Here is a 25,926-nt window from a genome sequence, read left to right as displayed (position 1 = left end):
GTGTTGTGTGGGAGTACCGACCCCACAACCAGAACTGAGAAACCCTCACGGCATTACTGCCCCCTTGATCCGCGATCTCAAATCCTCCAGTTCCGCGGCAGCGGAATCCATTCCGTGGAAGATTCGGGCAGATTCGTCGTGCCCGAGATTCAAGCTGCCACCCGCCGAGTCGTCCATCCACGATGCCTGCGGCGCGAGTACCGGTTCCAGCGAATCCCTCAGCTTCGGTACCGAACTGCTGCCCGACATCACCGGTATCGATCCACCTCGCGCGCTCAGGATCAAAACATGGAGTCGGTCGCTGATGGTCACGGCCGCGCGCTCGTACAGGGCACGGAGAGCGAACTCCTGTTGCCGATGGGTCACGTCATCGTCCCATCCCACGTAGGGAATTCCGAGCGTCGCAGCAACTTCACGGTTGTGGTTGTCGTCCTCGACAACCTGGCAACAGGCCATCAGATCCAAACCATTTGCCGAGACCTGATTGTGGATCGACCGAAGGGTCGCGTAGTTCACCGGTCGGTCATGTCGAAGCGAAAGCAACGCTATTTCTCGGGCCGCAGATCCTTGGCCCGCAGACTTGGCCACGTCAGAAGTACTGCCCCGAAAAGCGAGATCGGGATAGAACCGGCTCTTACCTCGCAGATACTCGCACGTCCGCTTGTCACGTGCCGCATAGACGTCGGCTATGCCGACGAGGATCTTCTCGGGTACCGCCGCGAAGGAGCTTCGCACCTCGATCGATCGCCCCAAAACGAGGATTCGTGTACCGAACATGCGAAGCACCGCAAAGACGGCCACAAGTAACGAGTGTTTGACGACGCTCGCGACCGAAGCTCCCAGGACTGCAGGCCCAGGAGCCATGACGATCACTGCCCGCTTGCGGCGCACCGTATCGGCCAAAACTGCTCGCCAGAATCGAAAGCCCGAATTCATGACCTCGTCGGTTGGTTCCCAATCGAAGGCATCGACGTACTCCGCGCTCATACGGCCCGAAAAGACTACGGGACTCAATCCCAGGTCGCGCATGTAATCGACTGCTGTTCGGCGTATCTCGATGTCTCCCAGATTTCCCTGGGCTGCCGCAATACTCATGAAGAACCTACGCATGGGGATCCCTCCTCATTGCAACGACAACGACACAGGTCAGGAAAGCGGTTTGAAGTACGTAGCTGAGCGAGAGTGACCATCCCGCTCCGAGCGCCCCGTAGCGGGGAGCCGCCACCAGGATTCCGACCAGGCAAATCAACGTGCTCAAAACAGTTATGTAGGAGACAACTTCAACTCTGCCCGTACCTTGCAGAATGGCGTTCAACTGCGACGAGATCGCTGCGAAGATCAAACTGAAGCAGACGACCTGCATTACCGGTACCGCGTCTACATATGCAGCGCCCAAAACCGGTGGAACCACTACAGGTATGACTGCCGCGATCACGCCGAAGATCACCGCGCTGGCAAGACACACATACATCGCGGGTCGCAGAATGCTCTGGGTGATTCGCCCAGTCGTCGAGCGCGCCGCTGCCGGCATGAGAACTGCCGCAAATGAAGTGGGAATCAGCCGCAGTGGAGTAGTGATACGACTCGTCACGCCGTAGATTCCGGAGACGGCCGGGGATGTCACGAGTCCAACCAGCAGTACGTCGAAGTTACGCGTTTGAGTGGCAACGGAATTCAACCAGAAGTGCGATGACTTGCGAAGAATCGACTTATACGATCGCCTCGATCTGATCCGAGTGATTACCGGTCCGAGCCGAATGGCCACGAAGACAGCGATCATCGAGGAGAACGCGAGGCCCACTGAATACCAGAACACTGCATCGACACCCGAGAGCCAAGCGGCCGCGACAAAGACAAGGGCAAGTGCTCGACGAAGGAGCAACGATACGGCGTTCTGCCAGGTATTCCCGTCAGCGAGTGGTAGCGAAAGCAACGTCTCGACGTAATTGTCCAGGACAACCCACACTGCCAATGGCACAACGAACCAAAGCCTCGGTTCGAAGACCGAGGCCACAGTCGCGATTATTGCAAGCAAGGCCCCAACGGCCAGATTGGCGCGGCGCGAGAACTCCAAAGTCGAAGCGATGAGCGGTTCCTGGTCACCCAACGCACGGATTCGAACCAGAAACGGAGTGAACCCGAAGTTCAGAACGGTTTGAAGGACCAGTCCGACGCCATAAGCAGCAGCAAAGATTCCAAAGCCGGACGGACCGGAGATGCGAGCAAGGAGAACCATGCTCAGTGCCTGAATCAACGCACCGACAAGACGTCCGCCGGCGATTCCGGTGAACTGCACCACCAGGGGGTTTGTCATCACCTTCACGTGGCACCAACCAGGTGGCGGAACGACTGTAAGACTCCAGCGCAATTCGGCCGTGTGCTTCTCATCCTCGTCCGATCTCCGAGACCGGGGCACGAACAATTGCACTCGCCGGAACATCTGATATGACAAGGCAATTCGCGCCGATAACGGCGTGGTCACCGATCGACGTACCACGGAGGACGGTGGATCTCGCCGCAATCCATACGCCATCACCGACGACGATCGGACCGTTGTCGAACTCGAAAGTCCGTGATTTTCTGCTGTGACTGCCCGCGCACAGGAAAACGTCCTGCGAGACGCAACTGTTCGACCCGATGCTTACCGGTTCGAGATTGAGGATCCACGCTCCCTCACCCACCCAGGTGTTATCGCCGATCGACAGCTTCCATGGCCAATGGATCTTGACGTTGTGCCGTATCAGGACTGCCTCGCCGATCTGAGCGCCGAACAGTCTGAGAATGGCGACCCGCATGCGTGCCGGCACGAACCAGGCCCGGAACACTGGTGCTACCGCGAGCCAGGCGATCTGCACTGGCGCCGGACGCCCCTTGTCATATCCTGCCCCGGTGAACTCGCCGAGGGTGAGCTGTGGGTGGGTCATCGCGCTCGGGCTTCCGTCAATCGAGTCGGCGAACTCGCTCGGTTGACAAGTCCGTCGAGCAGTTCGCCGAACGCGATGGTGGCAGAATCGGGAGACAAAACTTCGTGCACGTACTCCCTCCCGTTTCGCGCGAGTTGCTCAGAACGGGCGGGGTCCGCCACCAACATCTCTATTTCACGAACCAACGCCTCCGGATTGCCGGCGTCGACGCGTACTCCCGCCCCTGACAGGGCGATCTCTTCGCCCGACGCACTGTCCGCAGACGTAGCCGCGACGACTGGCACCCCTGAGGCGAAATACGATGTGAGTTTGCTCGGCACAGCCATGCTGCGAAGATCGGCCAACTCGTTGAGAAGTAGCGCATCCGCTGCACGCAGCACGTCGGTGAAGGTCTCGCTGCCAACAGGATCCATGAATTCGATCCCCGAGCATCCCTTGGACAACTCTTCGAGATGGGCTCGCTGATTCCCGTCACCCATCAGCACGAATTTGATGTCGGACTGCCGTGCATCGAGCAAACGCGCGGCGTCCACCACGTTTTCGAGCCCTTGCTTTGCACCCATGTTTCCGGCGTGCAGCACTATCTTCTGTTCCGGCCCCCAGCCCAATCGTCTTCGCGAATCCTCTCGGGTGCAGGCAGACTGGGAGAGGTCGAGGTGGGTCCAGTTCCTGATAACCGTGATGCTGCTCGAATCGACGCCGAGGTTCTCCCGGGCATGTTTCGCGAACCGCGGATGGATCACGACAACGTGATCGGACTTTCGCAAGATCCAAGATTCGACTCGATCGACGAGAGACGACAATCCACCGCTCAGCTGGCCGGTCTCGGAAGCGCCTAGTCCGTAGAAGTCCTGCACCCACAGCACCACGGGTGTGCGCGACCGAAAGAGCCTGGTCCTGATGACAAATGCCGCTGAGGACAAAAGTGTTGGGCTTACACACAGAACGAGGTCCGCTCGGTGGAAAAGAGTCGCCCAGGACGCCCTCAGAGCGAAGCTTGCCTCCATCAGGATTCTTCGCAGGAAAGTGGGATTCCGAGGGATGTAGTGACGAAGTCTGTGCACTGACAGATTCTCTGACTTCTCGACCGAAGACAGTCCTGAGAAACCATCCATCTTTTTCCAGAATGGATAGTGTGGATACCCCGTCACCATCCTGACGTCAGCACCAGCATCCGCTACCGCATTTACCAAGCCCTCAGTGTAAGGAGCAATACCGGTTGGCTCAGGCGAATAGTTGATTCCCACAATCAGGATTTTGTTTCCCCGATTATCCATCGTGCTCATTTCCCTTTTCAGCTCACTCAGGACGACAGTCCGTGCACAGCTTGCAGGTGTGCACTTCTCTGCGTATCACTCTCGAATCTTTCGCCGACTTTCCGTGCGGGAACTCCGACATTCACAGAGAAACTCTCGACGTCACTCGTCACTACCGAACCTGCTCCGATCACGGCTCCGTCGCCTATCGTTACACCGCTCAATATCACCGAACAAGCGCCTATCCATACATCTGTTCCAATTTCGACAGAATCACGAGCGCCAGGCTCTCGGTCCCCCACCCACGTCGACGCGAGCATCGGAATACCCACTTCGTCGATCGCGTGGTCTTCACGCCCTACGATGTAGACATTCATTCCGATCATGACGTGGGATCCGATCGAACCGTCTACCTGGATAACAGTCCGAGGCCCGACGCTGACATTATCGCCGATATTCAATCCGTGAGGCGCACTGATGATTGCCCCACGGCCGGCGTTGAAGTCGCGTCCTACTGAAACATTGCCGTTCGATATTGCCAGCCCATTCATGATCCCCCGAAGGGCTCGCCTAACCCCTGAGGGGAGGCGGGATCGGTTACTCATCGTGCGACCATCTCCTTGGGCCATCCGTCTTTGTCGAATTCAACGACCTGCCCTCTCAACGCGGCAGAGATACCCGATGCCATCGACTCAGCGGAATAGAGTTCTCCAACCTTCGTTGATATTTCCCCAGCCGATACGGGATTGGAGTCCAGATACAGAAAGTAATCGCGTAGTGCCACGGCCAGCGATTCCTCGGTTGTCGGCGAATAGCTCTGCATCGGACCGACTACGGCAAGCTCGATCTCAGGGGCGTGCGGGGCATCCTCGGGATACAGCATCGGAACTCCGAATCCCAGGCTCTGAGTGACACTCAATCCGACATATCCCGGAGAGACCGACATGATTGATCGTGCATAGATTTCAGCAAGCTCGACGGGGCTTTCGATACGTCCGTGCAGAACAACGGATTCTTCTAGACCGAAATCTGAAATTTGCCTCTCTATCGTTTCCGAAGCATTTCCGAAACCTACGATTTCCAAGACGGCACCCTTGTCTTTGAGGCCCGATCGATGGAAAGCCGGAACCAATTGATCCACGTTCTTCTCGGCAACCAATCGACCGACATAGACTATTGATTTACGCGATTCAGTGACGTTCTCGGCGTTGATATACGCGCGCTTGTACAAAGAATTCGGTGCTACCCACACTGGCTGGTGCGGTATCTCCCGCCTAGCTGGGACCACGCTGGCGTACCCGTAAAGAATAGTTCCCTGAGACAACCGGCGCATCGTCCTTCGAAGAAAAGCCGTCTTCGATGAGGACCCTTCTCTGGGATGAAGGTGGCCCCAAACCAAAGTACGGCGTCGCATAATTCGTCGAAGGGCTAAAATACCCCACGCCGTGAGACTCCGAGGGTTCAAATCAAGGATGGTCACGGAAGCGGTAAGCGGGTTTCTCCAGGAGCCAACCTGAAGAAGAACCTTGTCACCGAAGATTCCTATCCGTCGAACTCGCTCATAGAAATCCTTGTCGATACCAGTTCGAACCGTAGGATCCAGTCCGTAGTCCGAGGCAAGAATGCAGAGATCGTCATTTTCCATCTCGCGCAACACTTCGATGCACGGATTACGATATGTTGGAATTACCGCTAAGTACATCGAATATTTCGACGATGACATCGAAACGGTTCCCCTAAATTTCTCATCGAGTGTGACCGATTGGCCAGTGTGCATTGCGCAATTCCCTCTACTCCGGATCCCAGGCTGCATTCACCGGGAATAGCGAATCGGATTCGCGATTTGAATACGAAAGAATGACAGAACCGATCAGTAAGCGCCGTCACTTGCCATTACGGCTTTGAGCGTTTTCACGACGATCATGACGTCCCCAACCATCGACCAGTTGTCGACATAGGACAGGTCCAGTCGCACGGTTTCTTCCCACGAAAGATCCGAACGCCCACTCACCTGCCACAAACCGGTGATCCCTGGTTTGACAAGCAGTCGCCTTTTCACGGCCCCGTCGTACGCCTCTACCTCACGCCTCAACGGCGGCCGGGGACCAACCACACTCATCTCGCGACGGAGCACGTTGACGAACTGGGGCAACTCGTCTATCGAAAACTTTCGAATGACGCGCCCTACCTTGGTAACCCGAGGATCGTCACGCATCTTGAACAGAACGCCGGCGCCCTCGTTGTCCGACAGGAGACTGTCGACCTGTGTGTCGGCGTTTTGAACCATCGATCGGAACTTCAGCATCGGGAAAGGAACCCCGTCCAATCCCATTCGCTCTGACCGATAGAGCACAGGACCCCGACTGGTGAACTTCACTGCCAACGCCGTCGCGATCAACACCGGGCTGATCAGGATGAGAATGACAGACGCGAAGACGACGTCGAATGCTGTCTTGGCGAACCGTTGCGCACCGTGGTAACGGGGACGTTCGACGTGAATCAGCGGAAGACCGGCCACCGGCCGCATCGAAAGCCGGGGACCGGAAACGTCCAGGATTCCAGGCGCCACAACAAGATCAACGTCCTTGCACTCCAGATCCCAGGCCAGCTTCCGCATACCGTCGTATCCGAGGTGTTCCGTCGCAGTGACCGCCACTGCATCGGCACCGACCAAGTCGAGCGCGTCGGTCACGTCGTGCTCGTCCCCGAGAACCGGTATTTCGTTGCCGTCGACGACTATGACTCTGTCCCGACGACCTAGTTGACTCGGTTGGCACACGCCCACCACCCGATAACCGTCGCCGGGAGCTCGTTCGAAGGTTTGGGCCAGTTTCTTGACTGCAACCGGGCTTCCTACAACCAACACGGACGTCTGGAAGTCGCCTCGAGACCGTTTCCGCGCGATGACCTTTCGCCAGATCCAGCGGCTTGCCATCAGCGCCGTCAGACCAACCGGGAAGGCAAAGGCCAGATAGAGTCGCGCGATGTCCAACTGCAGCAGAAGACTGACAATCGCAATGAGTCCGAAGAGGCGCACTGTCGCTACGAAAATTCGCCGGTACTCTTCGGGGCCACTGCCGATCACACGGATCGATCGAGTGCGGAAGATGCCCAGAGACGATAACCACATTGCCGACAACGCAATTGACACACCTGTGTAACTCAGTTGCCCGAGGATGCCGGTACTCACCGCACGGCCGTCTCCGCCGAACCGTAGCCACTGAGCCAGGAAAACGGTCCCCACGATGATCACCGAGTCACCCAGGAACAGTCTCCTGCGGTATGCCGTTTCCCATTCCCGCCGTGAAGTCGATCCGCGGCGGAGGTCGGGCACTGCACGGGGAAGCGTGTGCTTGTTCTTGCCCAGCGTGGACACGTCGAGCGCCGTCACGTGATCAGTCCCTTCCTCATTCGTGGAATCCGTGCGTCATTGAATTCGTACGTCGTTGACAGGTGTTGAGCGTGATTCGCCAGAACGAGCAATACGCTGGAACAGCAAATCGCTCGCTTCGATCCGAAAAGTGCAATTCCTCGAGAATCGGAACGCTCTCACGCTCCGAGTGGATTACATTTCAGCACTGTCCGCGCGCAGGATCAAACGCAAAGTCGCCCCAGTTCAGGCCCGTAGCCCCGCACGCCCCCACACATTCCAATCTGACCGCAGCACAACCTCTTTGCGACTCGCCCTTCGGACGCAACTCGACCGGAACAACGGGGCGAAAAATCGATTCAGAAGCAACTTTCGCGTTACTTCGTCGAAAGTGCAGCAAACAGAAGGACCTTACTCGTCAGTAGGCGGTTGCCACAGCGCATCGCATTACCGATACCGCCTGAATAGAGGATCATTTCCTTCGGTAACCGACACAATGACTTTCGCCGACAGAAGGTGCCTGCGCCGTTGGGGACCTACGTCCCCGGCCGGGATCTTGGTCCCTACTGCCGATTCGATGTGCAATTCGAAGGCGAATAGCCATACAGCCCTTGCTGATACAAGTAGCACCTCGGAACCAAGATCAGGTCACTTGTCCAGTTTGCGACAAACCGATCGCTGAAATGAATTTTCCATTCGTCTCACTATGTGAGATTTCTACCCGGCTTCAGCCATTCCACGCCGGTGAGTGTTCGGATTCGCACCTTGTGACCGATCACGTAAGGTCGACAAAAGTCGGGTTCGTTGACACAAGATCACGCCAGCCGACACGGCCGGCACAGCCCGAGTAGACGACCAGTTCGAATAGGACTACATATCTTGAAGATTCGCGACCTACGCACGCAGTCGGGAATTATCCCCCGCCTCGCAGTTCGTTGGCTGATGATTGCAGCCGCGACAATCTTTGCTTTCTGGCCTACCTGGACCAATTTGTGGAGGAGCACTGCGAGTGGCACCGCCATCGGATACGTTTTCGTCCTCCCTCTGCTGTGCCTGATAGCTGCCGTCGGAACAGATTTACGACGAGGCCCGGATCTTCCGATCCACGACCGAGAGACGGACAAGATTGTCGGCGGTATCGGCTTACTGGTCTCTCTGGGGTTGCAGGCACTCCTCATGCCGCGTTTTGCCGAGAACTACGAATTGATGCATATCGATGTAATCGCGGCTTGGGTATTTGTCTGGAGCGCAGCGGTTCTCATGTTCGGATTACGTCCAGTGAATCGTTACTGGGCAATTTGGGTTGTTCCGATCCTCCTGGCTCCGCTCATCTACCGCACGTTGGCGACTGAACTCGGCGGCACACGATTCGACTACAGCATCATCATGGTGCTGGTCGCTTCGGCCGCCACGACGATCGCCGTCAGTCGAACGTGGAGGAGGGGATTCGCCGGGTTCGTCGGCTCGTCCGTCTTGGGTGCAGCCTTGGTCTACTACCTCTCCCGTCAGTACCCGACTGCACCGTTGTTCAGCATCCAGCTGCTACCGGCATTAGGTAGCGCATTGCTGGTAGGTGGGTTCTTCTACTTGTACGAGCGACGCGGAAAGTCGTTGAAGCCGTTCGAACGCCCGCTCCGGAATCCTTCGACGTCAACCAGCAACTGGACGATCCTGGTGGTGTTCGCCGCAGCGATTGTGATGTTCTTTACGCCAGTGCCCACCGCACAGAACGTTCCGGTCTCGGTGGGGCCACCGGCGACATCCGATCCACGACTCGTCGTCCCCGCTGGTTGGCGTGAAATCTCGACGAACGAATACGACTGGCCGAGAAAGTACTTCGGTTCCACTTCGGCACTCACTCGCCAGACGATTCGTGCTGACACGCCCAACCCTGCATGGGACAGCCAGATGCGTCCACGCACCGTTCAAATGGACGTTGTTCAAGTGCGTCGCCCATCCACTTTGGCTGTCTACCCGAGCAACACGACCTATGATCTCCAGAATGCACGTGTCAGCCCAACGGTACGAGTTGAGTTGAGCCGTGGGGTGGTCGCAGAAATGTACACCGTTGTCGACGACTCCCTCCTCCTCACCTGGAGCAATCTCAATTTCGTGTGGACACGTGGCGACGGCGCCGCACAGCGCGTCACACTCTTGACAGTGGACAATCACGAACCGAATGCCTTGTTCCCCGAACCGAAACCATCGATGGCGTCGAATGGAAGCAATACCTTGGCCGTTCTGCTCAGAGGCCGGATATCGACGGTGGACAGTGAATCTCAGTACAAGGACCTAGGTATGCTCCAGTCACTCGGAAGGCTTGTCGTGGAGGCACAGAAGTGGTAATTCCCAATCTCTCTGTTGAGGACGAAAGCTCCGAGGAGTTCAAACGAGCCGCACTCCACGACGCTGTGAACGGGCTGCGTGAACGCAAACCGATTTCATCGGCATCAATTGCGTTCTATCCTTGGCAGCGCAACATCCTGCTCGTGATTCTCGCGATCACAATCGCCTGTCTTGTCTTCTTCCTGACTCCCACGCTCATCGTTCTCACATTGGTGTGCACGCTCGGGTACGTATGGGCGATGGTGGATCGACTTGTGTTGTTCACACGCGGTTTGGATGCTTCCTCGATCGTGACGATCAGCGATCAAGAGGCAAGCGCACTTTCGGATGAAGATCTCCCGCACTACACAATCCTTGTTCCGGCGTACAACGAACCGGAAGTAGTCGGGGACCTGATTTCCGCCATGCGTGCAATCGACTACCCCTCGGACAAATTGCAAGTGCTGTTGCTCCTCGAAGAAGATGACGCTGTCACGATCGACGCTGCGACTGCCGCCGGAGTCGATGAAGTGGTGAGCATCTTGAAGGTCCCCGCTGCAGATCCACGTACCAAACCCAAAGCCTGCAACTACGGCTTGCACTTCTCGACCGGCGAGATAATCACCATCTATGACGCCGAAGACTCTCCGGATCCTCTTCAGTTACGCCGTGTAGTAGCGACTTTCGCGAAGCTTCCAGCGAGTACTGCGTGTGTGCAGGCCAAACTCGCGTTTCACAACGGAACTCAGAATCTGTTGACTGCATGGTTCACGGCCGATTACGCCCTCTGGTTCAATTTCATCCTCCCCGGACTGATGCGCAGCCAATCACCAATCCCCCTGGGAGGCACGTCCAATCATCTTCGCCGAAGTGTGCTCGACGAGATCGGCGCCTGGGATCCCTTCAATGTCACCGAGGATGCAGACCTCGGAGTCCGCATCGCCGAGAGCGGTTACCGGACCGCAGTTCTGAACTCGACGACGCTCGAAGAAGCCAACAGCGACACGATCAACTGGATCCGCCAACGCTCACGCTGGTACAAGGGTTACCTGCAGACTTGGTTGGTCCATATGCGTCAACCGTTGAAACTGTGGCGCGGACTCGGCACGGTCGGATTCTTACGCTTCACCATCTTGATGGCGGGGACACCCATTGTGGCGACACTGAACATGGCGTTCTGGCTGATCAGTCTGGGTTGGATTCTCGGCCAGCCCGAGGTCATCCATGACGTGTTTCCCAATTACGTCTATTTTCCTGCCCTCGTGTCACTCGTGTTCGGTAACGCCGCAGTCCTTTACATGAACTTGGTGGCATGCCGAGAGACCCGAAATCCTATGCTGCTGATAGCTTGCCTGACCGCTCCGCTTTACTGGGTATTGATGAGCATCGCGGCCATCAAAGGCACATATCAGTTGATACGCAACCCGTCTTACTGGGAGAAGACCTTCCACGGCTTGAACACGTAGTCTCAATTCCCGATCAACGCTTGTTGCGCGGGTTGAGCTTTGGAGCTTGCGGTCCGATCACTCTCCGTCGACAAACATGCAAAGGCGAGTACGACTGGTAGCCAGTAGTAGGCCTGCTCGAAGAACGCCGATGTCAGAGCGAATGTCATCATCGAGACCAGCACGCCGGCCGCAGCAGCGTTCTTGCCGGACTTCATCGATCTGAACGCGACCAGTGCCGTCGCGCAGATGATCAGTGCCACGGCAAGGGCGAGGACCACCCCGCCTTGGTACCAGGATCGTAGGAACACATTGTGAACGACTGTGACGTTGTCGAACGAGGCAGCATTCGCCGAGTTCAAACCGACGCCGGACAGCGGATGCGCACGAATCGCGTCCCACGCGAATCCGTAAGTGTCGTTACGGATCTCGAGCGTGCTGACAGCCTTGGTCTGGCCGGTGACCTGGAGGTATCGATCGGCCGGCGTCTCCAGGTGCTTGCCGAACTCGGTATAGGTGATTGCGATCCAGAAGAGAATGGCGGCACCGACAAAACTCTTGGCGATGGTGGTGATCTTCACTCGCGAAGAAATCGCCACGACGATCAGTCCGATCGCGCAGGCCGACAACGAACTCAAACTACCGGTCGCCAGCAGTCCCACCGCGTTCACGATCGAGAAAAGCACCAGAACGAGCCGATTCTCCGCCTTTCGCACCGCAGCCCCCAGGCAGAGAATCAGTGCAAGTGAGGACATGATGCCCAGAACGTTCGGATGCCCTGCGAGACCTGGAGCACGACCGTTCACAACACCGAAACCGAAGACGGATGAACCAGCCAGTTGGATGGCGGCGACCAGAGCAGAAACCGATTGGCTTGCTATGAACGCAATACAGACACGCCTGACAAAAGCCGGATCACGCTGGACATTGGCGACCATCACAAATATCCCGAGCCCGAGAACAATGAAAAGTTGGACTCCAACGTAGAGATTTCCGGTGACATCACTGCCACGTGTCGCCGTTACCGTCGCGACGAGAGCCGCGTAGCCGGCTATCAACCAGATGCTGACAAACTGCGGCCGAGCGACTCGTCCCAGCGCTACTGAGGCCACGATGACCACAAGCACTGCCATCGCCCACAACTGCGTGACCGCGCCGGGCAACGAGCGGTATATCGGAACTACGAGCGCAATCGCCATCCAGATAACGATGGTAGGCGAAAATGGAATTCTGGCTGTTCGCCTTGCCGTCGGAGCGACACCGTCACGAAGGCCTTCCAGTCTGAGTTGACTCGGCGTTGTCATTGAGTTCCCGCTTCCGACAATCGAATTTTTTGCATTTCACCCTCAATTTCACCCTTCACCAACGGCCGACTGAATAATCCCCGCTCAGAGAAGAAGTCAGTCCCCGTCAGCGACGTCGCGTAACTGCAAATAAGCGAATCGTCGGCGAAAAACTTTGCCACGGCATGGCAGATATCCAAATGTCCTCGACTTGTAGCCGAAAGGAAGTGGCATATACCTCTCGGCTCAGGCAATATGACCGCTATGAGTGGTTTCTCCGCATGGGTCGAGCATCAACTGGAACTTCGCTCGTTCAGCGACATCCAGGAAGCTGCGCGTGCGCTGAAGATTCGACCTTCCGAACTGAGTCGATGGCTTTCGGCCAAGCGCCCTCCCACGCAGGACACGATGCGGACGGCATGTCAGGTCTTCGACGCTCCGATTACAGAGGTGCTCGTAGCCGCCGGTTATCTGACTCCTGAAGAAGCACGGCCGGGAACGACCCCACCGTCGGTTCTGAATTCGATCGCGACGCAAGCCCTGGTGGACGAACTCGCCCGCCGCGGTATCGATCAACACAGCGGTATCGATCAACACAGCGGTATCGATCAACACTGAGCTGCCAGAATCGCATCTAGCCTGGGACAGGAATTGATCGCGGGCGCGCCCGAATGAGCCTGGGCTACCGACGTTCACATGCGCGCACGCAGAAATGGTGCGGATTCTCTTGCACCAAAACATATTTCGACCTCTGGTGTCATGGGCGGCATTTTTCAGTAGGTCAACTGCGGATCCGGCTGATCCAACCGTTCCTTGAGCCAGACTCTCAATTCCGGTCCGTACTCGGTGCGGCTGAGCGCATGGTCGAGAGAAGCTCGCAGAAAGCCGCCCGGGTTACCCAGATCGTGGCGGGTGCCGTGATGGACGACGACGTGAACCGGATGCCCCTCCGCGATCAACAGCGCTATCGCATCCGTCAGTTGCAGCTCGCCCCCTTGCCCTGGCGAGATTCGCCGGAGCGCATCGAACACGGCGCGATCGAGAAGGTAGCGTCCAGCTGCGGCGAGAGTGGACGGAGCATCCGCCGGGTCCGGCTTCTCCACCATGCCTACGACCGCAAGCACATCGGGATCGTCGCCCTCCACAGGCGCTTGCACGTCGAACACTCCGTAGGCACCAACACGATCCGGCGCGACGTCGAACGCGCACAGCACGGAACCACCGCGCTCGGCGCGCACCCTCGCCATCGCGTCGAGAACCCCGCAGGGGTGAACCAGGTCGTCGGGAAGCAGCACAGCGAACGAGTCCTCGTCGGCATCCAACACTGACTCGACAAGACCGACAGCGTGCCCCAAGCCGAGTGGGGATTCCTGTACGACAGGCTTCACGGATATAAGACCCGGCGCTCGACGCACACGCTCGAGCAGATGGTGCTTTCCACTCGCGGCAAGCTTGCCCTCGAGCACCAGATCCTCGACGAAGTGCCCGATCACCGACGCCTTTCCGGGCGCGGTCACTATCACCAATCTTTCCGCGCCGGCCTGAGCCGCTTCACTGGCAACCAGTTCTATCCCGGGCGTATCCACGACAGGGAGTAGCTCTTTCGGGATCGTCTTGGTGGCCGGAAGGAAGCGTGTCCCCATCCCGGCAGCCGGTACCACCGCAGTCTTGAAAGGCCGTTCAGAGTATCCAGTCATCGTTCACCTCTCCGCTCACGCGATGCTCCACACACTTACCGTTACGCGCATGCAGCGGTCGTCCCCTCATTTCGACGACCGAAAGCTCACATCGCATGTACAGCCTGCGCACAAGGTCTACCGGGCGACCGATGCTGCCGCAAGTTGACTCGACCTCGGAATTCGTTGCGCGCGAGAGCTACACACCGCCCCGCATTGTCACTCCCACGAGGGTCGCACCAAACTCCGCTCACTACCCGTTACCACGGCGAACGGTCGTGCCCGCATTTCGACGTCAATCAGAACGGGACCGCCCTGTCAACCAAAGGGGCAGGTACAGCACAACTTCCGACCGCAGCGGTCCGATCTGACCGTCCTCGTGCGACCGGACGTAGGTCCTGCGGGCGCCGCGTCGATGGTCCCGCCCCGTCGCGCCGGCTTTCAAGTTCGGTTATCCGCAGGTGAATGCCACTGAATGCCATTGAATACAAACGAAATACGATCATCACATCACGAAGACACGTTCAGGTTGTTATCAAATCGTGATCAAATATCCGCTGCGCGAACAGTAGACGGGTCGACCGGACACCGCGCTAACCTGCCAGTGAAGTAATCACGTCGAAGAGTGGATCGTCAGGCCCGATGTCCATTGTGCATTCGTTCGGCCGTGGATCCGGCACGAAGGCCCACAGGAGGGCTCCCGCCGTGCCGGCTGACTTCTGCCCCGTCAGCTTTGTCTCGATATTCGTGGCTCTGGTCGCCAGTGATTCACAACTGCCCGCCAATTCGCCTGTCTCGGCGACCAACAACGGCTTCCCGACGGTCGTCGCCTGTTCGATGCGACGCGCCAGTCCGTTCCACTGATCGCCCGGAAGCGGTACCCCGTCCGCTCCGTAGTCGTGATACTGCAGAACGTCGACGAAGTCGGACTCGCTCACGTATTGGTAGTCGTCACCAGCAGTGCCACACTGACCGCCCCCGACATATCCCGCCGTGATCAGAGTGTTCGGATCAATCGCCCGAAGCTCGGCGCCTGCCGTGTCGAAGAACTGCCGCAACACCTGCGCGGAATCAGACGGACACGTTCTCGTCCACCAATTGCAGGCCGCGTCGGTACACAGACTTGGCTCCGGCTCCCCCACCAATTCCCACGCTGCGACGGAAGGTTCGTTCTTCCAACGGTCGACGGCGGTGTGCATCCAGTCCTGGAAGCTCATGGTGGCTCGACCCGGGATCAGGTTCGCGACCTTCCAGTCGTCGGTGTACCAATCCCTGGACTTGAATTGCCCGTCATCACACCCACTGTCCTGGGGTGAGAGCACCGGAATCGTGAACTGGTTGTGTCGCGCCGCAGCGTCGAACACCGCGTCCATCGGGCCGAAATCCATCTCTCCGGAGAATTTGTTCACCGCAAGAGCCTGGAAGGCGTTGAAGCGTGTGACGGAGTTCGGTGGCAGCGAACCGAAGTACGCGTCGAGGTCGACCATGGCGCCGCAGCCGAAGTTCACCGACCAATCAGTGGCCAGCTGATAGGCATTGAGCCCGGTAGGCCACCACGGCTCGCCGTCGAGCGTCAGTCCGTTCGACGACGCTCCGACCCGAACTTGCTCGGGAGAATCGGCGCCTGCGGGCATCGTGAACACGCCCACGACCGCAGCGACAGTCACAACGGCGGCTACAGCGGAAGCGACACGGCGCCGGACTGCGCCACGCTCACGCGGACGTACTTCTTCAGAAGACATCTGCAACCATCCACGTCATACGGACAATCCTCCCACACGAATTGCCTCATCGACCCGTTTGGCGTTCACCGGTGATGCGGTACAAACGCCAGGCCGACGGGTCCATGCCGCCGTCGTTGGGTACTTCGAGCACCAGTGCACCGACCCCGCCTGCACCGGTGTCGTACATCGTCGGATAGCGCCGATTGACGGCGTCCGAAACGCCACGACCGGTATTCGGAACCGACAGGATGTACTCGACGTGATGTTCGGCGGGGTTGTTCAGTACGCGCACGAAGTCCGCATCGGAGGGCACGACAAACTGCCGAGGGTTGTTCGAGGACGCCACGACGGCGTAACTCTCCACGGTGTCGAGCAGAACCGAGCCCTCCGGCAGATGCAAGTCGTCCAGATACTTGGCGATGCGACGCTCCGCCGCAAACGTGCGGAGATTCGTCTGCTCCTCGAGATTCTGCCGGCCCGGAATGATCGCGCTGGCAATGGAATGCTCGAGCACTGCGAGCCGGGCATTACCCATCGCGACAAACGTGACCAACGTCGAGCCCACCAGCAGGCACAGAGAGATCACAAGGGGCAGAGAAGGTCCCGACTGTTCGGGGTACGTCGTCACCGAGCGTGACGCAGCAGCCCCCGGCCGACGCGTGACGACCGGAATGCCGCGTGGAGCGATCAGCACGACCAGCACGAAGCACAGCGGAATGATCGAAATGTAGAAGCGCAGAAGGGGAAACGTCGAGCCCATCACGTACAGAAGCGTCTGAGCGCCGAGGATCGCGCCGAACAGAACAAGAGGCACGACCACTTCGGTGTCCCGCCGCCGGAGTGCGTAGACGATTGCCAGGACCGCGAGTACCGGGAGCGCCGGCCCGAGTACGGCCATTTCGGTAATCGAGAAGGTAAGGCGTGTAATCGGTGAGTCGGTTCCGGCCCCAGCCTGCTCGAGGATGGAACTGTTCCCGTACACCGACGAGAACTGTTGGAACGCTTGGCCCGTGATGAGCCAGCTGGCAAACGACCACAAGACGAACGCCAGGAACCCCGGCATCATCACGACGGCACCGTCGAGGGCCGCTGCCCAGAGCCGCAGGCCAGGTCCCGCACCCTCGCCCCGCTCCTCCGCGGTCGGTTGAAAACGACGCCAACTCACCACAGTCACCAGCACCACTGCGACGAACAGCGGTGCCAATGCGTCGTATCGAGTGAGGTACGCCAGTGCAAATGCGAGGCCGGCACCGATGAGGTCGTGCACGTCGTCGCTGCGCATCCACCGAATCAGACGACGAGTCGCCCACAGAACGAAGAAGAGGAACGGGGCTTCGCTCATTCCGCTCGCCGCGTACATGACGATCATCGGATTGACAGCGAACAGCACGGTAAGGACGACGGTGACCCATCGCGCACACCCACGGTCGCGACTGATCCCGCGTATCTGAATCACCGCACCAGCCATGAACGCCGCGGACATCACGACCGCAGTGATGTTCCACCGCAGCAGATCCGGCCACCAGTGGCCCAACAGACCCATCGGAATCTGGACGGCCGCCGTCAACGGGGTGAACACGAATCCGATCGCCGCGAAGTGCGGATCACGGCTGAGCAGCATTGCCGACACCGCGGCAACACGGCTGAGCGAGTCGGTGAAGATGAAGCCGATGCCCGCGTTCATCCACACCCCCAACGCGGTGTAGATCGCGAAGAGGACAACAAACATCCGCCAGGGCTTTCGGCCCGACAGATCGTGGACCGCGACGGACGTGGCCGGGCGATCGGTGACGGTCACTGTCCTCGACGCCTCGTCACGAGCACACCACCGACGGCCACAGCGATCAGTACCACGGTCCCGAATCCGATCCAGCCGATCGTGACCGCACTCAGGCCGGTCTCTTCTTCGGCGGATGTCGCAGTGCCCAACGGTGCGACGTTGACTCCGATGTCGAACGGCTCTCCGCCCGCAGGCGCCACCAGTAGATCGCCCGTCAGTTCTGCGAATCTGTCCTTCCCGCCCTCCAACCAGTTGAGCAGAGCGTCGGCATCGGCCGCATTACCTTCAGACGTCAGCGCTACCACTTCGTTGTGCGAACCCGAAACCACCTGCAAAGCACCGTATTGCCCACCGAATTCCAGGCCTTGCAACCGCAGGAGCCCTTGATCTGCCGTGTCCATGGGTAGAGCAACCGGAGTGGGCAGGGTTCCGTCCGCCGCGATCAACAACGCCGGCAGCGAACTGGTCGCGGCTTCGCCGAACGGGAGTACACGCGGTTGCATCGGCAGGTAGCTCAACCGCTGCATCGCGACAACGAGGCGCTGAGCTCGAATGAGATCGGCAAAATCACCTCGACTCAAACCGACGTCGAGCGTTGGCAGCATTGACTGCGGCAAGGCCTGGAATCCTCCTGGGGTCGGCGGAAATCCGGTAGAGGAGGTGATGGTGCTGGCCGGGTCGACGGTGAGGGAAGAAGGACTACTCGTGCCGCACTGGAAGTCGCCAGTCACGTCCATCGAGACCTCGAACGTCAAATCGCGCCGCAGGAGTTCGTTCGGAACATCGACCCCGATGTCGAAGCGCCCGGTCTCGTTCACCGTTTGCGAGGCAAGTCTCGTATCCCCGAGCGATATCGAAAGCTCTCCGTTGCGCGAATTCGGCAACGGCACATAGGAACCGATCATTCTTACCGACACGTCCTTCATCGGACGCCCCAACTGCGATTGACTGAACGGGACGTCGACCTCGATGTGATTGAGACCGGAAGCTGTCAACTTTCCGAGCTTCAGTTCACCGACGGTGATCGCGTCCTGGGAGATCTGGGCGACTGTGTTGTCCGGCGATGCAAGCGCTCTACTAGCTGCCCAGTAGCCGTCGAAGTTCGCCGCCAAGAGACTGACCTGAGGAACGAGTGTCTTGTCGTCCCCCGAAATCCGCAGCACAGGTGAACCATTCGGAGTCGCCACAAGATCGATGCCGGCGTCCCCGCTGTTGCCGAGCACAACAGCTCGCTCGAAGAGTCCCGGCTCGGCGGACGGTAGGCTCTGGCCGTTCGGCAGCTGCTCCACCACCACGGCATCGGGCTGACTTCCGTACTTGTTGACAATTGCTGCACTCAGTTGCAAAGCCGCGCTCTGCTGCGACCCCGACGAGCCGTCCGTGACGTAGATGGTTGCCTTCCTCAAAATCGGAGGAAAGAACGTTGCCACAGTTGTCGGCTGCTGCTCGGTACCGTCGTAGGCGACAAAAGCATCCCGGAGCGCGAGGGGCTGGTATCTCGTTCTGTCGTAGCAGCGGTTGTCGACGGGAACGAGGTGAGCGATCATCGACACGGTCACGCTTCGGTCGACTACTTCGAGGCCTTGCAAGGGAACGGAGATGGGTAGACCGGTTCCGGCTTGCCCTGCGTCGAAATCGACGCGGCTTACCAGACGTCCGTCAGCAGTCACTTCGAGCCACCCCCGACTGAAGTCGGTCGGGGCAGTCAGGATGCCGGTCACAGCAGTTGCGGTCAGTCCGTCCGGCACCGGCACGGTCACCAACACGGGCGCGTCGTCGGAGGAGAACACGATGTCTGTTCCCCGCCCGAGTTCGGTGAAGGAGATCGGGCTAACAGCTGGGGCGACAACCGAAGTGTCGGAGTCGTCCTCGAAATCCTGGGCCGAGGCCACAGTGCCGAGCGGAAGCACTAAAGTAACCGCGACCGCCACCGGCATTGCCAGCGCGCGCGTCAGCCAAGTTCGAGTGTGGCCCATCAATGTGTCTCCTCGACATCTTTTGTTTCCGCGCGATCACCAAACACAAATCACGAGTAGCAATCTCGCCAGTTCGCGACGGTCACAGGTCCGATCGCACCGTTACGGACAAACAAACCATAACGACCAATTTGTGCGTTTGGCTAATTATCCCGACGGGCGAGACTTTTGTTACGGCACGTCACATGATTAGTAATCACCGCCACTGGGAAGCCGACAGAAGCCGCCAAAAAGCCCGTCAAAACGCCTGAACGTCCGTCCAGTCTGGGCGATTCGCAGGCGGAAAGTTTTCAGATAAGGATCCCGTGACGATCAATTCGATCATCCCCGTCGGCAAGAGCGCGATCGGAACATTGATCGGTGCACCGTTCCAATTCGCATCATCGCTGCGCAGGGCCAGGGCTTTCCACCCTTACGGGCTCGAACTGAAGGGAACACTGAAACCGGCCACTCCCTGGTGGCCGGTATCGGAGTCGTCGACGATTACCGTCAGCGCTCGAATGTCGAAGGCACTCGGAACACCGGGGGACCTACCAGACGTACTCGGCCTGGCTCTTCGGTTGCATGATGTCGGCGCCGATGAAATCCCGTGGGACATTCTTCTCGCAACATCAGGACTTTCTACCTTCTCGAAAATGTTTCCCGCTCCGGCATTCTCATGGAACGGCGCGAGATACAGCACACTGGTTCCGTACTCACGCGCGGGCGGCGCCGCAGCGTGGCTGATCGTGACACCGCGCGGCGTCCACCCGACCGGCACTTCACTGCCCGCGCTGAAGGCGGCCGTCGATCATTCCCCTCTGCACTTCTCCGTCTACCTTGCGAGAATCCAACTTCAGTTGATTCCGATCGGACACCTCTGCCTCGACGAAGTCGCGGACCACCCGGATTGCCTCCAGCCGTCCTTCGATCCGATTCTGCACAGGCCGACCCACATGCGCATGCTTCCGGAGTGGCTCGCGGAAACGCGGAAGTTCGCGTATCGCGGTAGCCGCAACGGCCGAGGAGACACACAAAAGCGCGGTTGATCGGACTTGCCGATCAACCGCGCCCGAAGCTCACTCAGTTGGTGAACTTGTCCTTGATATCCGAGACCTTGTCACTGACAGCGTCTCCGGCCTTCTTGACCTTTGCCTCGCCCTGATCGGCAACACCTTCGGCAGCCAGATCATCGTTGCCCGTGGCATTTCCGAATTTTTCCTTCGCCTCGCCGATGAGATCCTCAGCGCGGTGCTTTGCCTTGTCGATGAAGTCGGACATGTGTTTCTCCTTCTAGGATTCGGCCGTGAGATTCGGCCGTGGGATTCGGTCGAACTCGAACAGCGTGGAATAGATGTGGGTCAGCGTTTTCCGGTGACTGCCTTGACCAGGAACAGCAAGATGACGGCACCGAGAAGGCAGGTGAGGAAGCTGAAGATCCAGCCTGCACCCTCGACATCGAAACCGAAGACCCGCAGCAGGAAGCCACCGATCAGGCCGCCGATGACACCGACCACGATGTTGAGGAAAATTCCTTGCTGGGCATCGGTTTTCATGATCTTACTGCCGATCCAACCCGCCAGTCCACCGATAATGATCCAGGCGATGATTCCGAGTGAGAGCATTGTGACTCCTTGAGGTAAGGGACGGCGCAATGAGAGACTGCCGGCGAAGGGAGAGTTCCACGCGATCGGCCCGCGCAACTAGACCGTGATCGCGGGTTGTGTTTGCACACAGCCGGACTCTCCGCCGCACGACGCGGGAGATCGTGCACTCGGTAGCAGCCACATTGTCTGCTTACCTTTCTATCAGGTGGTCACGACAGAACCAAAACGACTGGCTACTCAACACATACGACGAACAACACTCACCGACCCACACATGATCAGCGTCACGACGATTGCGATCACCATCGATGTCGCAGTCGCCACGAGAACCGTGACACACAGTGCCACAGCAACATCCATGATTCTATGCGCGATGGGGAGGTCTACCAATACCCGGTCGTCAGGTGGCTCAAACCTCGATTGATCAGAGAGTTCTCGGCTCATCGTGTTTCGCACTTTCCACGGCGATGCGAGTTCTGGTCGCGACGGACGGATCACCGACTACTGCTTGGATTTGATCGCCGGCATTGGCGACCCGAGAAACCAACTCGGGCAGCGTTTCCGATCCGGATACGACGCTCCGTCTCAATGTCACCCGCAAATCGACTGTTCGAACTCCGCGGTCGACCAACGCTTTTCCTCGAACACGCGATACTTCGTCGAAGCCTTCCAATGATGCACTCGCTCCTTCGGCGACCGCACCCAGATCCGCGGTGATCGAATTGTGAGAGTTCGACCCCGGAACCGTGATCTCCTTCACCCGCCGAAGTGGCACATGAGAAATCAACCACCGCAACGCGAGTAGGGCAAGCAGAGCCCCACCAGCCCCGACAGCCCACGGCCACCACGAGCGGTCGCCGAGATCTTCAACCCACGGGATGTCGATTTGCGCCGGCAGATCCTTGATCACGTCGAGATTCCAGAGGATCGCTGCGACTCCCAGCGCTATCGCGAGCAGTCCCGCGATGCACGTCGCCACGCGATCTATCACCGTCGCCGTTCGGGTCATGATCTTTCCCCCGTCTGGATGCGAATCTTGATTCGAGGGGACGGTGACAGCGTCTGGGTCAAGTCCCCCAGCACGGCACGGATCTCCGATTCCGCGGTCGCGGCCCCATCGAGTGTGACCGTGGCCTTCACTTCGAGTTTGCGCCGAGTCGCGTGTGACGAAGCGGAGCGAACGTGGGTCAACGACTCGACGCGTACCGACGCTATCGCCGCGACATCTGCGGGATCGATCCACGTGTCAACGACTCCGACCAAGGCATTGGCTGTCTTTCGCCGCGGCTTGAGTCCGAGGATCACGAACCACAGACCGATGACGACGGCTGCGATTCCGGCCGGCAACATCCAACTCTGAAAGGCGAGCCCGTCCACATATTCGAAAGCACCCGATATCCACTGCGACCCCGTGATCACGCCGGTGTCCACAAGGACGTCTCGGATCCCGACCACGCCGAGCGCCAGTACCGCCGCGGCGACCAGAAATCCGGTGAACGTAGCTCCTGGCGTCGCCAATGGAACCGGAGCCGCAACCCTCGAGGCGGTAGGTGGTACGACCTTGTCCGAAGTCACTGCACTTTCCTTCCCGCATCACCGTTGGTCGATGCCGGGAGAACGCTCACTATCGACACGTCCACACCGTCTACGTCCAGTCCCGAGACCGATTCCAACTGGGCCCTCACGTTGTCGCGCACCGCGGTGCCGATGACCGACAAGGATCCGGGCCACTCGATCGCGATGTCCACCTTGGCTCGTACCCGCCTGCCGGACACCAGCACTCGCGCCCTCGGCAATTCGCGCCCGGTCAGTTTGTCCATGCCACCGGCGTGCTGACGCACCCCCGGCGTTCCGCGAGTCGCCTCGATCACCAGCTTCTGCGCGACTCTGTCTCGAATCGTCAGCGTTCCGCGTTCGCCCGGCTCGCCAAGCACAGACTCCGGCAGAGCTGTGTCAGCCACGACCGCGACCCTTCAGCATCACACCGAGGTCGAACTCACCGTCACGCTGACCACCGACGAGGTAACCGACCACGCCGAGAACCAGCGCGATGAGGAATCCGGTGAAACCGCCTGCAGCAGCTGCGACTCCGAGAAGTAGTCCTGCCAGAAGGCCGACAGTCGAGGTGGTCATGTGAATCCTCCGTTGTGGATGATGTTCAAGGGTGCGAGTCAGATCTCGGTATAGGTCTTGGCGCCCGGTAGCCGAGCGCGCACCCGGGTGTACTGGGCCCGAACGGGTTTGACTATCTGCCGAATCGTGCCGCGCAGCGTCGTGCGGACACCCACATCGATCGGGGATGCGAAGTCCCGGTCGATGCGTTCGAGCGCTCGATTGAGCGCGGCGGCTGATCCGCCTGCATCAGGGTGGTGCTTCCTGATCGCCGCTCTTCGTGCAGAACGGCGATCAGGTTCAGTACCACGAGAACGCTCAGGCATTGTGCGGGCGGCCTACTACGTCTTCCACCGTCACGTTCACGGGGCCGGAAACGAGTCCCGAAATGGCTTGTCGGATACGTAAAGCGGTCTCACGAACGGCGGCGTCGGCGAAGATGCAGACGTGGACGTCGGTCGACGACTCCGTCACCCGCACGCCGACGACTCGACGACCGGGAAGGTAGGTGCCGACCTCGCCGAACATTCCGGCATGAAGTGATGCGACGCCAGGTACAGCCGTCACTGCCTCAGCGACGGTGTCAGCGATTTCGGAACTCACTGCACCCGTGTGGTCTTGGACTCGTTTGTTTCGTCGTCGCCGCCTTCGTCGAGGTGGACGTCGTGAACCGTGATGTTCACCTCGGTCACCTCCAGACCTGTCATCCGTTCGAGCGCTGCGATGACGTTGCGGCGAATGCCGGTGGCCAGGTCTGCAAGAGATACGCCGTACTCGGCCACGATGTCGATGTCCACCGCTGCTTGCTTTTCGCCGACCTCGACCGAGACGCCCTGGGAGTGGTTGACACTTGCGCCGGGAATCCGCTCGCGCAGTGCACCGACCACCCGGGATGCTCCGCCGCCGACGTCGTACACCCCGCTCACCTCTCTGGTGGCGATTCCGGCAATCTTCGAGACAACGGTGTCGGCGATCGACGTCTTTCCTTGCGAGCTCACCAGAGCCGAGTCGTTCGATGATGCAACATCCTTCGTAGATGCTGTCGCAACCTGCGTGCTGACCATTGTCATCTCCTCCTGTTGATCGATCTACCTGTGTAGTCGTGACTCGAAGCTAAAACCGAATGTCTGATTCGAGTGACGTGCATCACTGACATTTATTAGTTACGGTCCGTAACATTCAACGCCCCGGCCGGACGAACAACTTTCGAACGCAGCCGAGTTTCCGCATTTCTGCGAGAGGAGCGACTGTGGCGTTACCGCACACACAGGGGCTCACGGAAACGCCTGAAGGCTTGGACACCGCGACAGTGGACGCTGCGATACTCGGCGACCGAGAAGCATTCGAGTCACTGGTGCACCACTACGGACCAGCGCTCCACCGCTATGCACGTCGAATGCTCGCGGACGAAGGCGACATTCTCGAGGTAGTCCAGGACACCTTCGTGGCCGCATGGCGTCAACTCGAATCGTTTCGCGGTGAATCATCCATGCGAACATGGCTTTTCGCGATCTGTTCACGAAAGATCGTGGACAGCTACCGAATCAAGAGAGCTCAACCGATCGACGACAAACTGCTCGACCCTCTTGTACCGTCTCCCGAGGCCGGTCCATTCGACTCGACCTCGAACTCCGCCTTCCTGGAGGCGCTGGAGGAAGCGTTGGGGGAATTGCCTTACCGCCAGCGCGCGGCCTGGACGCTGCGAGAGGTTGAGATGCTCACGTTCGTTCAAATCGGAAAGATTCTAAGACTCACTCCGGATGCGGTGCGTGGGCATCACCATCGTGCACGGGCTAACCTGAGTGAACGAATGACGAGGTGGCGATGATCGAATCACGAACCGACGCATTGATGGCGCACGCATCCGAGGTCCTGCGAAATGCCCCGGAGCCAGGCTGGGATCGAATCAGCGACAAGGTGATCCGGGCGCTCCGATCGACCTCGGCATCGGGCTGGCCACTGAACGCGCACGCGTCCGAGGGTCCGCGTCTAGGCACGGTGTCGGTAAGCGATCATGTCCTCCGCACCCACCTCGCCGCAGAGATACGTTCTCGACACCACTGCTCACCGAGCAGCATCGAATTCTTTGTCGACGGCCACGAAATACGTTCACTACGTATCGAACTGGCTGCGCCCTACGGAGTCGATCTGGCCGAGCTGTCGGATCGGGTGCGATTCACGGTCGTCGATGTCGTTCACATGATCCTCGGCAATATGGAACCACCGGTCTCTGCAGAGAGCGTTCACATCGCCGTGACCGACATCGTCGACGATCTACCTGCCGGGAAAAATACAAAAAGCCGTTCCGAACACTAGGTGTTTGTTCAGCACGTGTTTGGGAACCCGGCACTCATGACCACTCCCCCACCCCCGGATCCGGGCCCTGTTCCCGACCCGGGGTCGCCGACACCTCCCGCGCCGACACCACCCGATCCGCTGAATCCGCCACCCGTGCCGCCCACTCCGACG

At 59.0% G+C, this 25,926-nt stretch carries 28 protein-coding genes; 6 read left to right on the top strand and 22 right to left on the bottom strand.

Going from position 1 to position 25,926, the window contains the following annotated elements; translation table 11 throughout:
• Window positions 1-45: 45 nt before the first annotated feature.
• From ACFWAD_RS23835 to ACFWAD_RS23805, 7 genes are all read right to left on the bottom strand, one after another.
• Window positions 46-1,110 (bottom strand): polysaccharide pyruvyl transferase family protein, encoded by a 1,065-nt coding sequence (locus tag ACFWAD_RS23835; protein ID WP_378535948.1) that lies wholly within the window; start codon window positions 1,108-1,110, stop codon window positions 46-48.
• Window positions 1,103-2,314, bottom strand: a complete 1,212-nt coding sequence (locus tag ACFWAD_RS23830; protein ID WP_378535946.1) for a lipopolysaccharide biosynthesis protein — start codon at window positions 2,312-2,314, stop codon at window positions 1,103-1,105. Before ACFWAD_RS23830 ends, ACFWAD_RS23835 begins: the two co-directional genes overlap by 8 nt.
• Before the next feature lie 70 nt (window positions 2,315-2,384).
• Window positions 2,385-2,924, bottom strand: a complete 540-nt coding sequence (locus ACFWAD_RS23825; protein ID WP_378548345.1) for a DapH/DapD/GlmU-related protein — start codon at window positions 2,922-2,924, stop codon at window positions 2,385-2,387.
• Entirely contained in the window at window positions 2,921-4,201 is a 1,281-nt protein-coding gene (locus tag ACFWAD_RS23820; protein WP_378535942.1) for a WcaI family glycosyltransferase, read from the bottom strand. The genes ACFWAD_RS23825 and ACFWAD_RS23820 overlap by 4 nt, the downstream gene beginning before the upstream one ends.
• A gap of 26 nt (window positions 4,202-4,227) precedes the next feature.
• Window positions 4,228-4,500 carry a DapH/DapD/GlmU-related protein gene (locus ACFWAD_RS23815; RefSeq protein WP_230816482.1) on the bottom strand — a complete coding sequence of 91 codons (273 nt, stop codon included), beginning with the start codon at window positions 4,498-4,500 and terminating at the stop codon, window positions 4,228-4,230.
• Window positions 4,501-4,781: 281 nt separating this feature from the next.
• Window positions 4,782-5,957, bottom strand: coding sequence for a glycosyltransferase (locus ACFWAD_RS23810; RefSeq protein ID WP_378548342.1), 1,176 nt, complete (start codon window positions 5,955-5,957; stop codon window positions 4,782-4,784).
• 93 nt (window positions 5,958-6,050) lie between these two features.
• Entirely contained in the window at window positions 6,051-7,571 is a 1,521-nt protein-coding gene (locus tag ACFWAD_RS23805) for a sugar transferase (RefSeq protein WP_378548339.1), read from the bottom strand.
• A gap of 858 nt (window positions 7,572-8,429) precedes the next feature.
• Here ACFWAD_RS23805 and ACFWAD_RS23800 point away from each other — a divergent pair.
• Both ACFWAD_RS23800 and ACFWAD_RS23795 read left to right on the top strand, forming a co-directional pair.
• Window positions 8,430-9,896, top strand: coding sequence for a hypothetical protein (locus ACFWAD_RS23800; RefSeq protein WP_378535936.1), 1,467 nt, complete (start codon window positions 8,430-8,432; stop codon window positions 9,894-9,896).
• Window positions 9,890-11,341, top strand: coding sequence for a glycosyltransferase (locus ACFWAD_RS23795; RefSeq protein WP_378535934.1), 1,452 nt, complete (start codon window positions 9,890-9,892; stop codon window positions 11,339-11,341). Before ACFWAD_RS23800 ends, ACFWAD_RS23795 begins: the two co-directional genes overlap by 7 nt.
• Window positions 11,342-11,343: 2 nt before the next feature.
• Here the strand turns inward: ACFWAD_RS23795 and ACFWAD_RS23790 are convergent, their stop codons facing one another.
• Window positions 11,344-12,519 (bottom strand): O-antigen ligase family protein, encoded by a 1,176-nt coding sequence (locus ACFWAD_RS23790; RefSeq protein ID WP_378548336.1) that lies wholly within the window; start codon window positions 12,517-12,519, stop codon window positions 11,344-11,346.
• 348 nt (window positions 12,520-12,867) lie between these two features.
• On the opposite strand from ACFWAD_RS23790, the gene ACFWAD_RS23785 reads away from it, so the two are divergent.
• Window positions 12,868-13,221 (top strand): helix-turn-helix domain-containing protein, encoded by a 354-nt coding sequence (locus ACFWAD_RS23785; RefSeq protein ID WP_378448610.1) that lies wholly within the window; start codon window positions 12,868-12,870, stop codon window positions 13,219-13,221.
• Between the two features lie 155 nt (window positions 13,222-13,376).
• Here the strand turns inward: ACFWAD_RS23785 and ACFWAD_RS23780 are convergent, their stop codons facing one another.
• The 4 genes from ACFWAD_RS23780 to ACFWAD_RS23765 all read right to left on the bottom strand — a co-directional run bounded on the left by ACFWAD_RS23780 (window position 13,377) and on the right by ACFWAD_RS23765 (window position 19,759).
• Entirely contained in the window at window positions 13,377-14,300 is a 924-nt protein-coding gene (locus ACFWAD_RS23780; RefSeq protein WP_378548333.1) for a UTP--glucose-1-phosphate uridylyltransferase, read from the bottom strand.
• A gap of 572 nt (window positions 14,301-14,872) precedes the next feature.
• Window positions 14,873-16,021 carry a beta-mannosidase gene (locus ACFWAD_RS23775; RefSeq protein WP_378535930.1) on the bottom strand — a complete coding sequence of 383 codons (1,149 nt, stop codon included), beginning with the start codon at window positions 16,019-16,021 and terminating at the stop codon, window positions 14,873-14,875.
• A gap of 46 nt (window positions 16,022-16,067) precedes the next feature.
• Window positions 16,068-17,801, bottom strand: coding sequence for an ArnT family glycosyltransferase (locus ACFWAD_RS23770; RefSeq protein ID WP_378548330.1), 1,734 nt, complete (start codon window positions 17,799-17,801; stop codon window positions 16,068-16,070).
• Window positions 17,798-19,759, bottom strand: coding sequence for a hypothetical protein (locus ACFWAD_RS23765; RefSeq protein WP_378535928.1), 1,962 nt, complete (start codon window positions 19,757-19,759; stop codon window positions 17,798-17,800). The genes ACFWAD_RS23770 and ACFWAD_RS23765 overlap by 4 nt, the downstream gene beginning before the upstream one ends.
• Window positions 19,760-20,064: 305 nt before the next feature.
• On the opposite strand from ACFWAD_RS23765, the gene ACFWAD_RS23760 reads away from it, so the two are divergent.
• The gene (locus tag ACFWAD_RS23760; RefSeq protein ID WP_378535927.1) at window positions 20,065-20,787 is read left to right on the top strand and encodes a hypothetical protein; all 723 of its coding nucleotides are present in this window, start codon (window positions 20,065-20,067) and stop codon (window positions 20,785-20,787) included.
• Between the two features lie 34 nt (window positions 20,788-20,821).
• Here the strand turns inward: ACFWAD_RS23760 and ACFWAD_RS23755 are convergent, their stop codons facing one another.
• From ACFWAD_RS23755 to ACFWAD_RS23710, 10 genes are all read right to left on the bottom strand, one after another.
• The gene (locus ACFWAD_RS23755; RefSeq protein WP_378448616.1) at window positions 20,822-21,019 is read right to left on the bottom strand and encodes a CsbD family protein; all 198 of its coding nucleotides are present in this window, start codon (window positions 21,017-21,019) and stop codon (window positions 20,822-20,824) included.
• An 80-nt stretch (window positions 21,020-21,099) separates the two neighbouring features.
• Window positions 21,100-21,363, bottom strand: coding sequence for a GlsB/YeaQ/YmgE family stress response membrane protein (locus ACFWAD_RS23750; protein WP_378448617.1), 264 nt, complete (start codon window positions 21,361-21,363; stop codon window positions 21,100-21,102).
• Between the two features lie 219 nt (window positions 21,364-21,582).
• On the bottom strand, window positions 21,583-21,705 hold the full coding sequence (locus tag ACFWAD_RS23745) for a hypothetical protein (RefSeq protein ID WP_378548328.1): 123 nt from the start codon (window positions 21,703-21,705) through the stop codon (window positions 21,583-21,585).
• A 64-nt stretch (window positions 21,706-21,769) separates the two neighbouring features.
• Window positions 21,770-22,354: a hypothetical protein gene (locus tag ACFWAD_RS23740; protein WP_378548325.1), complete on the bottom strand. Its 585-nt coding sequence runs from the start codon at window positions 22,352-22,354 to the stop codon at window positions 21,770-21,772.
• Window positions 22,351-22,920, bottom strand: a complete 570-nt coding sequence (locus tag ACFWAD_RS23735; protein WP_378548322.1) for a DUF6286 domain-containing protein — start codon at window positions 22,918-22,920, stop codon at window positions 22,351-22,353. The genes ACFWAD_RS23740 and ACFWAD_RS23735 overlap by 4 nt, the downstream gene beginning before the upstream one ends.
• A complete protein-coding gene (locus ACFWAD_RS23730) occupies window positions 22,917-23,306 on the bottom strand; it encodes an Asp23/Gls24 family envelope stress response protein (protein ID WP_378548319.1) in 390 nt (129 codons plus the stop codon). Before ACFWAD_RS23730 ends, ACFWAD_RS23735 begins: the two co-directional genes overlap by 4 nt.
• Entirely contained in the window at window positions 23,299-23,478 is a 180-nt protein-coding gene (locus tag ACFWAD_RS23725) for a hypothetical protein (RefSeq protein ID WP_230816399.1), read from the bottom strand. Before ACFWAD_RS23725 ends, ACFWAD_RS23730 begins: the two co-directional genes overlap by 8 nt.
• A gap of 38 nt (window positions 23,479-23,516) precedes the next feature.
• Entirely contained in the window at window positions 23,517-23,783 is a 267-nt protein-coding gene (locus ACFWAD_RS23720; protein WP_378535917.1) for a hypothetical protein, read from the bottom strand.
• Window positions 23,776-24,060 (bottom strand): hypothetical protein, encoded by a 285-nt coding sequence (locus tag ACFWAD_RS23715; protein WP_378448622.1) that lies wholly within the window; start codon window positions 24,058-24,060, stop codon window positions 23,776-23,778. The genes ACFWAD_RS23720 and ACFWAD_RS23715 overlap by 8 nt, the downstream gene beginning before the upstream one ends.
• Entirely contained in the window at window positions 24,057-24,521 is a 465-nt protein-coding gene (locus ACFWAD_RS23710) for an Asp23/Gls24 family envelope stress response protein (RefSeq protein ID WP_378535915.1), read from the bottom strand. The genes ACFWAD_RS23715 and ACFWAD_RS23710 overlap by 4 nt, the downstream gene beginning before the upstream one ends.
• Before the next feature lie 185 nt (window positions 24,522-24,706).
• On the opposite strand from ACFWAD_RS23710, the gene ACFWAD_RS23705 reads away from it, so the two are divergent.
• Both ACFWAD_RS23705 and ACFWAD_RS23700 read left to right on the top strand, forming a co-directional pair.
• Window positions 24,707-25,285, top strand: a complete 579-nt coding sequence (locus ACFWAD_RS23705) for an RNA polymerase sigma factor (RefSeq protein ID WP_378548316.1) — start codon at window positions 24,707-24,709, stop codon at window positions 25,283-25,285.
• Complete coding sequence (locus ACFWAD_RS23700; protein ID WP_378548313.1) at window positions 25,282-25,773, top strand: hypothetical protein; 492 nt, start codon at window positions 25,282-25,284, stop codon at window positions 25,771-25,773. Before ACFWAD_RS23705 ends, ACFWAD_RS23700 begins: the two co-directional genes overlap by 4 nt.
• Window positions 25,774-25,926 lie beyond the last annotated feature (153 nt).

The organism is Rhodococcus sp. NPDC059969 (assembly GCF_042738325.1).
GTDB lineage: Bacteria > Actinomycetota > Actinomycetes > Mycobacteriales > Mycobacteriaceae > Rhodococcus_F.
Note: the sequence above shows the minus strand (reverse complement) of the source record. Positions and strands in the feature narration are given on the sequence as shown.

Excerpts from the sequence above, each read along its gene's own strand:
- ACFWAD_RS23820 (WP_378535942.1), bottom strand. The coding sequence starts at position 4,201 with ATGGATAATCGGGGAAACAAAATCCTGATTGTGGGAATCAACTATTCG.
- ACFWAD_RS23790 (WP_378548336.1), bottom strand. The coding sequence starts at position 12,519 with ATGGCGATTGCGCTCGTAGTTCCGATATACCGCTCGTTGCCCGGCGCG.
- ACFWAD_RS23710 (WP_378535915.1), bottom strand. The coding sequence starts at position 24,521 with ATGGTCAGCACGCAGGTTGCGACAGCATCTACGAAGGATGTTGCATCA.
- ACFWAD_RS23825 (WP_378548345.1), bottom strand. The coding sequence starts at position 2,924 with ATGACCCACCCACAGCTCACCCTCGGCGAGTTCACCGGGGCAGGATAT.
- ACFWAD_RS23720 (WP_378535917.1), bottom strand. The coding sequence starts at position 23,783 with ATGCCTGAGCGTTCTCGTGGTACTGAACCTGATCGCCGTTCTGCACGA.
- ACFWAD_RS23780 (WP_378548333.1), bottom strand. The coding sequence starts at position 14,300 with ATGACTGGATACTCTGAACGGCCTTTCAAGACTGCGGTGGTACCGGCT.
- ACFWAD_RS23750 (WP_378448617.1), bottom strand. The coding sequence starts at position 21,363 with ATGCTCTCACTCGGAATCATCGCCTGGATCATTATCGGTGGACTGGCG.
- ACFWAD_RS23755 (WP_378448616.1), bottom strand. The coding sequence starts at position 21,019 with ATGTCCGACTTCATCGACAAGGCAAAGCACCGCGCTGAGGATCTCATC.
- ACFWAD_RS23740 (WP_378548325.1), bottom strand. The coding sequence starts at position 22,354 with ATGACCCGAACGGCGACGGTGATAGATCGCGTGGCGACGTGCATCGCG.
- ACFWAD_RS23775 (WP_378535930.1), bottom strand. The coding sequence starts at position 16,021 with ATGTCTTCTGAAGAAGTACGTCCGCGTGAGCGTGGCGCAGTCCGGCGC.
- ACFWAD_RS23785 (WP_378448610.1), top strand. The coding sequence starts at position 12,868 with ATGAGTGGTTTCTCCGCATGGGTCGAGCATCAACTGGAACTTCGCTCG.
- ACFWAD_RS23835 (WP_378535948.1), bottom strand. The coding sequence starts at position 1,110 with ATGCGTAGGTTCTTCATGAGTATTGCGGCAGCCCAGGGAAATCTGGGA.
- ACFWAD_RS23810 (WP_378548342.1), bottom strand. The coding sequence starts at position 5,957 with ATGCACACTGGCCAATCGGTCACACTCGATGAGAAATTTAGGGGAACC.
- ACFWAD_RS23745 (WP_378548328.1), bottom strand. The coding sequence starts at position 21,705 with ATGGATGTTGCTGTGGCACTGTGTGTCACGGTTCTCGTGGCGACTGCG.
- ACFWAD_RS23725 (WP_230816399.1), bottom strand. The coding sequence starts at position 23,478 with ATGACCACCTCGACTGTCGGCCTTCTGGCAGGACTACTTCTCGGAGTC.
- ACFWAD_RS23815 (WP_230816482.1), bottom strand. The coding sequence starts at position 4,500 with ATGCTCGCGTCGACGTGGGTGGGGGACCGAGAGCCTGGCGCTCGTGAT.
- ACFWAD_RS23765 (WP_378535928.1), bottom strand. The coding sequence starts at position 19,759 with ATGGGCCACACTCGAACTTGGCTGACGCGCGCGCTGGCAATGCCGGTG.
- ACFWAD_RS23700 (WP_378548313.1), top strand. The coding sequence starts at position 25,282 with ATGATCGAATCACGAACCGACGCATTGATGGCGCACGCATCCGAGGTC.
- ACFWAD_RS23830 (WP_378535946.1), bottom strand. The coding sequence starts at position 2,314 with ATGACAAACCCCCTGGTGGTGCAGTTCACCGGAATCGCCGGCGGACGT.